The following is an 8,405-nucleotide window of genomic DNA, read 5'->3' on the forward strand; positions in this document are numbered from 1 at the left end:
TCACTCCTTTTCCAAATCTTTGACCAGTACTGGAACGTATTTCGGTCGTTTACCCGGTTCGATACGGTAAAGTGTTACCTTATCCACAAAGAATGGTACGGTCAAATGTTTATCCAGAAGCGGAAGCGGACCCTCCACCTTGCCCGATCCCCATTTCTTCCCGAGTGTTATATGCGGCCGATACGGTCGGTTCTCACGCTGGAATCCAGCTGTCATTGTACTTGCAGTCACTTGCTGATACAGTGCTTGGAGCGGATCAAATGGTTTTACCCCAGCCCATACAACACGAGGCTGCTTTGGACTGCCGAATGTGTCCACACCGGCTACTTCCAAGGAAAAAGCTTTACCAAAATCCTGCTTCTGCCAAGCTGACTTTATCTTATCCAGCTGTTCATCTGTTGTAGGCCCCAGGAATTGAAGTGTAATATGCAATTCCTCCGGCCTTGGCCATAGCTTCATTGGAACATACGCTTTCAACTCTTCTTGCCATTCAGCCAATGCTGCCTGAATAGATTCATCAGAACCTATACCAATGAAATAATGTGCACTCATGCTACTCCTCTTTTCCCTTTAGCAGTACCCATCATTCTCTTCACGGTAAACAAAATACCCACACCAATGAAAGTCGTTGCAGCAAACAATGCATACATGTGGTAAACAGTTGCTATCTCCAGTATCATCCCGCCCATCAGGTTGAACAGCGCATTACCCAATCCTGTACCGACTGCGGAATAAAGCGCAATGGCAGTAGCTTGTACAGATGATGGCGCAGTACTTCTGATGTAAAGCAAGGCAGCTGGCACATAGAGTCCGATCGACAATCCCTGGACAATGGTTGTAATGAAGATAACAGTAAGAGATGGGTCGAACATATACAAAATCCATCTTGCACCTGATACAGCTGCACTTAATATGACAACATGCAGAATGCTCATCTTCCGAATTATCCGATGAGCCAGTTTCATGAACGGCGCTTCACTGCCTGCTCCCAGGAAGAAAGCGATGCCGACAGCGCTTAGTGTTCCTCCAGCCGCTAAAATGAATGTCCCAAAATAGAAATTATTTGCGAGAATTGGGCCGAATATAAGGAAATTAGATGCAAGGAACAACATGAATGGTTTATTTTTCCTTAGTGTACGTAATCCTTCTTTCATTGACACTCTGGCTATGTCATAACCTTGCCGCGGAAATTTACGCAATGCTGGCAGTGCAAGAAGCAGAAACAAACCGTATGCTATGAAAATGACATCCACTGTACCTGCGAAATCTGCTATGTATCCTAACAGGAAGGAAGCAACCGCGAATCCTATAGCTCCCCATAGACGGATGTTCCCGTAAACAAGCTTGTGCTGCTCAACAAAGCTCAACGCCATACTGTCGGACAAAGGAATAACAGCTGCTTGGAATACGGCAATAGCCAGCATTCCGATCAGCAGCAATGCATAATGATCATAAAATAAATAAATGATTGCCAGCGCCGCTGCAGCAGCTAATGCTGCCGCCAAGAGACGCAATGGTTTCTGGGTATAATCGCTAAGCAGCCCCCAGACAGGCTCCATTACCGTATTAACCAATGGAATTGCCGCTACTATCAGACCAACAAGCACAGGATCCAATTGTTTTTCTTCCTGGAGAAAAACAGCAAGCAGCGGAAACAATGATCCATTGGAAAGAAAAGCTGCTAAATAAAAGTACTGAAAAGATCTGTAGGTCTGTTTAGTCGTTGCTTGCATTACTCGCTCTCATCCTTTGTCAGCAAATATAGTGCTTCTGCATAAATGGCGATGGAACGAAGCATATCTTCAACTAAGATGTGCTCATCCTGCTGATGGGCGCTGTCTGATCCGCCTGGGAACAGTGGACCGAATGCCACACCTTTTTTCATTGCTCGTGCATAGGTGCCGCCGCCGATTGCCAAGATATCGGTTTGATCACCTGTTTGGCGACGATATACATCGAGCAATGTCTCAACTAGCGGATCATCCTTTTCCACATATAATGAAGCCAAGTGAGAAGTTTCCTGGAATCCGGCACCTGCTTCTGCAAGCTGTTCAAACAATTTAGAAGTGACCGTATCATATTCAGATGTAACTGGATAACGGATGTTGACGCCAATTTTCCACGCCTCCGCATCTTTCATGCTGAATTCCCCAAGATTGAGTGTCAACGGACCTGATACATCATCTGCCAGTCCCAAATCAATGCCATTGCCATTATAATCTCCGAATTTTTCTATAAGCCAGCTTAGCTTGTCTGTCATATTACCGTGGAATGGAAGGGTCACTAAGAATTTGGCCAAGGCCACTACTGCATTGATACCTTTTTCAGGTGTAGAGCCATGAGCTGCTTTGCCGGTTAGGCTTAGTAGAATAGCATTTTCTTTGGCTTCAGCTTTACCACTGTACCCTTCTGCAGCAAGGAAGGCCTTGAAAGCTTCTTCAACCTTTTCCAAGCTTTCTCCGGAAAGAAGCGCCTCCGCAAGTCCTGGAACCATATTCAGAGCTTTTCCTCCCTCAAAACGGTCAAGTCGAAGCATGTCACTTTGTGCTGCTGCAGGAGGAAGCGAGATATAGCCATCGATGATACCTTTTTCTGCGTAGATAAGTGGAAAGTCGGCATCTGGTGTAAAGCCGGTATCCGGCATTTCTTCATGCTGGAAGTAATACGTCATGCATTGCCAATCGCGCTCTTCATCGGTTCCCAGAATCAGACGGATACGCTTCTTCGGCTCGTAACCTGAATCTTTCAGCAATTTAATCGCAAAATAAGCTGCTACAACGGGCCCCTTATCATCCAATGTTCCTCTGCCGAATAGATGATCTTCAGCCAGCGTCGGGTTGAATGCTCCATGTGTCCATTCCCCATCAGCAGGAACCACATCCAAATGACCAAGTACGCCTACTAAGCCCTTTCCTTGCCCATACTCGATATGACCTGCATAGCCATCGACATATTTAGTAAGGAATCCATTGTTCTTTCCTACTTGCAATATATACTGGAGTGCTTCGTCGATCTTTCCGCCAAAAGGCTGCTTGTCCGTTTTTGTCGATTCATCATATACACTCGGAATAGATACAAGACCTTTCAGCACTTCTACATAGTCATCCTTATAAGCAGATGCCTTCTCATACCAATTGATTTTTTCCATTTCCTTCTCCTCCTATTTTCTTATCAATAATTTTATTTACTTGTTAAGAATAGAATTAACAGAAAATTAAACCTATCTCCTAGCCATCTTTGCTTAATTATTGTAAAATACGGGTAGAAAGAGATTTAGAGCACCACCGATTCTTATGTAAAACTAAGGAGTGGTTTTTTGAATCAATCAACATCCCGAATGCTAAACCGTGTAAAAGCTGTCTATCTTTACATTAAGGAAAGGGACACAGTTTCTACTACTGAATTGGCTGAAGAATTTGGTATTACGGACCGTACGGTACAGCGCGATTTAAACGTGCTGGAGTATAACGGTTTAGTACAAAGTCCTCATCGGGGGGTTTGGTCAACAACCTCAAAAAAAGTCAAAATCTCTTGATTCAAATCGTACAACCTATGTAATACCTACCTATCTTAAGGCAAGCTGATCTGTACGCAGATCAGCTTTTTTTTGTATCCTGTATCAGATTGCTTAGCTCTTCATCAGAAAGTTCCCTGTATTCACCTAGCTCCAGATCTTCATCCAGTGCAAGGCTGCCCATGCGCAGACGCTTCAAATAGACAACCTCCATCCCCACAGACTCAAACATGCGCTTGATCTGATGAAACTTTCCTTCCGTTATGGTAACTTCGATTTCTGAAATCGGACCAGCCTCCAGTATTTGCAGAATAGCAGGCTTCGTCACATACCCGTCATCAAGTGTCACGCCTTGATGGAATTGCTTGATCGTTTCCTCTGTGACCTCTCCTTCGATTCGTGCATAGTAAAGTTTCGGTACATGTTTCTTCGGAGATAAAAGCTGGTGGGCAAGCGTTCCATCATTCGTCAATAGCAGCAGGCCTTCTGTATCCTTATCCAATCTGCCGACCGGAAACGGTTCGAATATCCGATCCTCCTGCTGCAGGATATCAACAACTGTTTCATCTCTTTTATCTTCTGTAGCCGAAACCAGACCTGGCGGCTTATGCATCATCAGATAGATGAATTCTCTGTATTCGACGGTTTCCCCATTCACTTGTACAATGTCTTTTTTTACATCCACGTGGATAGATGGTGATTTGACTGGGGAGCCATTCACTGTAATTGCTCCTTGTTTAAGGAGTGTCTTCACTTCTTTTCTGCTGCCATATCCCATATTGGCAAGCAGCTTATCCATTCTCATCATTTAACCCTTCTTCCTTCTCATTAGACGATCCAAGAACCCAATCCGATTACCGAGTACACGTTCGAGCAACGTAGACTTATACGAAAGAATCATATAAACCGCTCCTCCAGCCAATGCACAAACAAGAATGATAACAGCTGACGCAATTTGTCCATCCCGGAACGAAATCGCGAATCCCAGCAAATACTTAGTGAGCAGTACGACAACCGCCATGATAGCTGTAAAAATCACAATCAGGATTGTACGTTTGGTAAGCTGACGAATTGGAAATTTTAGTACATGCTTCATTTTAAGGAAATTCAATACCGTCGCAATACCAACTGCCAAAGCCGTTCCAATGATGGCACCTTTTGCTCCGAACGCATGCACAAGCGGAATATTGAAGAATATCTTCACTAATAATCCTGCTGTCAAACTGATGACGGAAAATCGCTGTTCATTTATACCCTGCAAAATGGATGACGTTGTCGTGAATAAAGCAAATAACAGCGCTACTGGTGCGTACCAGACCATGAGTGTTCCTGCGTCTATATCTGGATTTAGGACTGCTTCTGTACCGTAGAATGCTGTATAAGCTTCGCTGCCCAGTAATGCAATTCCGATGCTCGCAGGCAAAATCAAGAAAAGAACAATTTGTAATGACTGGTTGATTTGCTGTAAATATAATTTGCGATCATCGGCGAAAAATGCACGCGTAATGGCTGGTACGGCTGCCAAAGACAACCCGATCGACAATGTCATCGGAATAGTGATGATCTTTTGACCATAAAAGTTGATTACCCCGAAAATATCAACAGCCACATCACCCTGTCCGATAGCTTCCAATGCACGCGGCACCGTAAACTGATCGATGAACTGATACAGCGATGTTGCAATCCCTGTTACGACGAATGGTCCTGCATAGCTAAGCAATTCTTTGATGATTGTCCTATCCGACATAGGTGCTGGACGAACTGTTTGCTGTCTCATCATCAGTTCGAGATGCGGTTTGCGGGCACGCCAATAGACGTAGAGCACTGCGCAGGAAGCCAGTGCTCCAACAAATGCCGCGAATGTAGCATATCCAACTGCTACTGCGATGTTTTCATTGAAGACATGCAGGGCAAGATAGACACTAAGCAATAGGAATACAATACGAGCAATTTGCTCCACAACAGTGGAAATCGCAGAAGGACCCATGGATTGATTCCCTTGGAAGAACCCTCTGACGATACTCATTGCAGGTATGATGAGATTGGCGAAGCTGACTAGCTTAATAACATAAGCAACCGTTTCTGTCGTAAAACCAGACTTTCCATCACCTACACTCCACTGCGCAATCCAATCTGCACCAAAGTACATGATGAGGAATGCCACGACACCTGTCACACCCATAATGGTGAAACCCGTCTTGAAGACTCGCTGGCTTGTCCTATAATCGCCGAGGCCATTATACTTAGAAACGAATTTCGATACACCCAACGGAATACCTATTGTGGAGATACTAATCAATATATTATAAGGGGTATATGCAAAATTGAATAAAGCTCCCCCAGACGCACCTACCAGTGCATTGAACGGGATAACATAGATGATCCCGAGTAACTTCGACAGGAATGTAGCTGCTGTCAGCAGCAATGTCCCGCGAATCATTGTCGACAAAGCCATTATTTCACCTAACTCCTCTTTAAAATCCAATGAATCTATTTTATCATAAAGTAGACCTGATGGAAGAATTCCTTTGGATCCCATCAGCAGAAAGGAAGAACAAGTATGAATTACGATGTAGTAGTGATCGGCGGAGGTCCATCCGGACTAATGGCGGCCATTTCGGCAGCCGAGCATGGAGCTGCCACACTTTTGATTGATAAAGGAAAGAAACTTGGCAACAAACTTGCGATCTCTGGAGGCGGAAGATGCAACGTTACGAATAGACTGCCACAAGATGAAGTAATTAAGCACATTCCTGGTAACGGAAAATTCTTGTATAGTGCATTTTCTATCTTTGACAATTACGATATCATTGATTTTTTCGAGAATCTTGGAGTGAAATTGAAGGAAGAAGACCATGGACGCATGTTTCCGGTAAGTAATTCAGCTAAGTCTGTTGTACAAGCCTTGCTCAATCGATTAGATACACTTCACGTCCGTGTCCGGACAGAAACACCTGTAAAAGCGATTCATTATGGTGACCATGGGCATGAGATAATCTTAAAAGACGGTGAAAAAATCAGCACAGGTGCTGTTATTGTTGCTGTCGGCGGAAAAGCAGTACCACATACAGGAAGTACAGGAGACGGTTATGCATGGGCTAAGAAAGCAGGACATACTATTACAACTCTGTATCCAACTGAAGTGCCTCTGCTTTCCTCAGCAGCCTTCATTAAGCAAAAACAGCTGCAAGGTCTTGCTCTGCGGGATGTAGCGGTCAGTGTACTGAACGAGAAGGGAAAAGCAATTATCACACATCAGATGGACATGCTTTTTACGCACTTTGGTATTTCGGGTCCAGCTGTTTTGCGCTGCTCGCAGTATGTTGTAAAAGAGCTGATGAAAGGCAGGAACGAAGTCCATATTCATATTGACGCAATTCCTGATAAGAAAGCACATATGCTGACGGAAGATATTACTAAATTGTTGGAGGATCAGCCTAAAAAGGCTTTCCGCAATCTAGTGAAAGGTATCGTACCCGAGCGGTATCTGGATTTTCTATTAGAACAAGCTGCAATAGTTCCGGATACGAAAGCAGCAAATATTTCCCGGGAAAATGTGCAACAGTTCGTCAGCTTGATCAAAGGCTTTACTTTCCCTGTAAATGGTTCACAGCCTATAGAAAAGGCCTTCGTTACTGGAGGAGGCGTTTCTGTAAAGGAAGTTGTACCGACAACGATGCAATCTAAGTTTATGCATGGATTATATTTCTGCGGAGAAATCCTGGATATTCATGGATATACCGGAGGTTATAACATAACCTCTGCCATGGTGACTGGCAGAGTAGCTGGTATGCATGCAGCTTGGGAAGCTGCTTCTGTTACAAATTAAAATAAAACCCTCCATCTTTCGGTGGAGGGTTTTTGCTATTGATATATTTACTTGTTCGATAACCTGGCCATGAGTATAGTATCATGATATTTGCCGTCACTTAATTTTTTATCATCTTTCAAGCAGCCTTCGGTCTTAAAACCGTATTTTTCGTACAAACGAATGGCTCTATCATTTGATGCAAGAACTGATAAATTGATTTTATGTATTCCTTGATTTTCCGACCACGCAATAAGCCTCTCAAGCATTTGTCTGCCTAGACCGCATCCCCAATACTCTTTCAATATAGCAATTCCGAATGTAACTTGATGTGATAGCCGTTTCAAACTATTTCCTTCACATCTGCAATAACCGATTACTTTTTCTTTGTCACAAGCAACAAGACATAAATTGGTCATTTCCTTTCGATCCTTCAAGATCAATTCTTCAAAATCTTCTGGATATAGATAGCCCTCTCCTTCTTCCCTATCCATATATTCTGTTTCACCATCTGTTCTCACTCTCAGCCAGGCTAAAGCTTCGGCATCTTTTAACTCTGCTTCCCGGATGGTAATATCTCTTTGAATCATCTCTCATCCCTCCATCCCCTTTTCTACAGCAAAAAATCCCTAATCAATAAGGATCAGGGATTTCATCTTGCCTGGCAGTGTCCTACTCTCACAGGGCGAACCCAACTACCATCGGCGCTGAAGAGCTTAACTGCTGTGTTCGGCATGGGAACAGGTGTGACCTCTTCACTATTACCACCAGACAATGCAAGAATTCAATTGAATGAACCCTCAAAACTAGATAAGAAACATGTCCTGCCAGACATTTCATGCGGCCAAGCACCGGAGTGCTTGGACTTTGGCGTTGACTTACTCGTCAGATCCAGCTCCGGGAACCAGAAACTCCAGCCTAAGCGATAGCCCTGCAAGGGTAAAACCACCCTTTCCGGCCTCTCACTTATACCTGCGTTTCTAAGCGGTTCCCTCCGCTTTTCGTTTTAGTTAAGTCCTCGATCGATTAGTATTCGTCAGCTGCACGTGTCACCACGCTTCCACCTCGAACCTATCTACCTCA

The 8,405-nt window shown here is 44.0% G+C and carries 8 protein-coding genes and 1 rRNA gene; 2 read left to right on the forward strand and 7 right to left on the reverse strand.

The annotated features are described in order from the left end of the window. From thpR to pepV, 3 genes are read right to left on the reverse strand one after another with little or no spacing between them, the layout of a single operon-like run. Positions 1-552, reverse strand: a complete 552-nt coding sequence (thpR, locus tag ACH6C1_RS11465; RefSeq protein WP_374077143.1) for an RNA 2',3'-cyclic phosphodiesterase — start codon at positions 550-552, stop codon at positions 1-3. After that, the gene (locus ACH6C1_RS11470; protein ID WP_374077145.1) at positions 549-1,733 is read right to left on the reverse strand and encodes an MFS transporter; all 1,185 of its coding nucleotides are present in this window, start codon (positions 1,731-1,733) and stop codon (positions 549-551) included. The genes thpR and ACH6C1_RS11470 overlap by 4 nt, the downstream gene beginning before the upstream one ends. Further along, positions 1,733-3,148 (reverse strand): dipeptidase PepV, encoded by a 1,416-nt coding sequence (gene pepV, locus ACH6C1_RS11475; RefSeq protein WP_374077147.1) that lies wholly within the window; start codon positions 3,146-3,148, stop codon positions 1,733-1,735. Before pepV ends, ACH6C1_RS11470 begins: the two co-directional genes overlap by 1 nt. Before the next feature lie 168 nt (positions 3,149-3,316). Here pepV and ACH6C1_RS11480 point away from each other — a divergent pair, with 168 nt between their 5' ends. Further along, a complete protein-coding gene (locus ACH6C1_RS11480) occupies positions 3,317-3,535 on the forward strand; it encodes a DeoR family transcriptional regulator (RefSeq protein WP_093879353.1) in 219 nt (72 codons plus the stop codon). Positions 3,536-3,596: 61 nt separating this feature from the next. Here ACH6C1_RS11480 and ACH6C1_RS11485 read toward each other — a convergent pair whose 3' ends face one another. Beyond that, a complete protein-coding gene (locus ACH6C1_RS11485) occupies positions 3,597-4,319 on the reverse strand; it encodes a pseudouridine synthase (RefSeq protein WP_374077200.1) in 723 nt (240 codons plus the stop codon). A gap of 3 nt (positions 4,320-4,322) precedes the next feature. Further along, entirely contained in the window at positions 4,323-5,969 is a 1,647-nt protein-coding gene (locus ACH6C1_RS11490) for a putative polysaccharide biosynthesis protein (RefSeq protein WP_374077149.1), read from the reverse strand. Positions 5,970-6,074: 105 nt separating this feature from the next. Here ACH6C1_RS11490 and ACH6C1_RS11495 point away from each other — a divergent pair, with 105 nt between their 5' ends. After that, on the forward strand, positions 6,075-7,343 hold the full coding sequence (locus ACH6C1_RS11495; protein WP_366247431.1) for a BaiN/RdsA family NAD(P)/FAD-dependent oxidoreductase: 1,269 nt from the start codon (positions 6,075-6,077) through the stop codon (positions 7,341-7,343). A gap of 47 nt (positions 7,344-7,390) precedes the next feature. Here the strand turns inward: ACH6C1_RS11495 and ACH6C1_RS11500 are convergent, their stop codons facing one another. Both ACH6C1_RS11500 and rrf read right to left on the reverse strand, forming a co-directional pair. Beyond that, entirely contained in the window at positions 7,391-7,912 is a 522-nt protein-coding gene (locus ACH6C1_RS11500; RefSeq protein WP_374077151.1) for a GNAT family N-acetyltransferase, read from the reverse strand. A 69-nt stretch (positions 7,913-7,981) separates the two neighbouring features. Continuing rightward, positions 7,982-8,094, reverse strand: a 5S ribosomal RNA gene (rrf, locus tag ACH6C1_RS11505). Between the last annotated feature and the right edge of the window lie 311 nt (positions 8,095-8,405).

The sequence above is a fragment of the Terribacillus sp. JSM ZJ617 genome, from assembly GCF_044383785.1.
Lineage (GTDB): Bacteria > Bacillota > Bacilli > Bacillales > Amphibacillaceae > Terribacillus.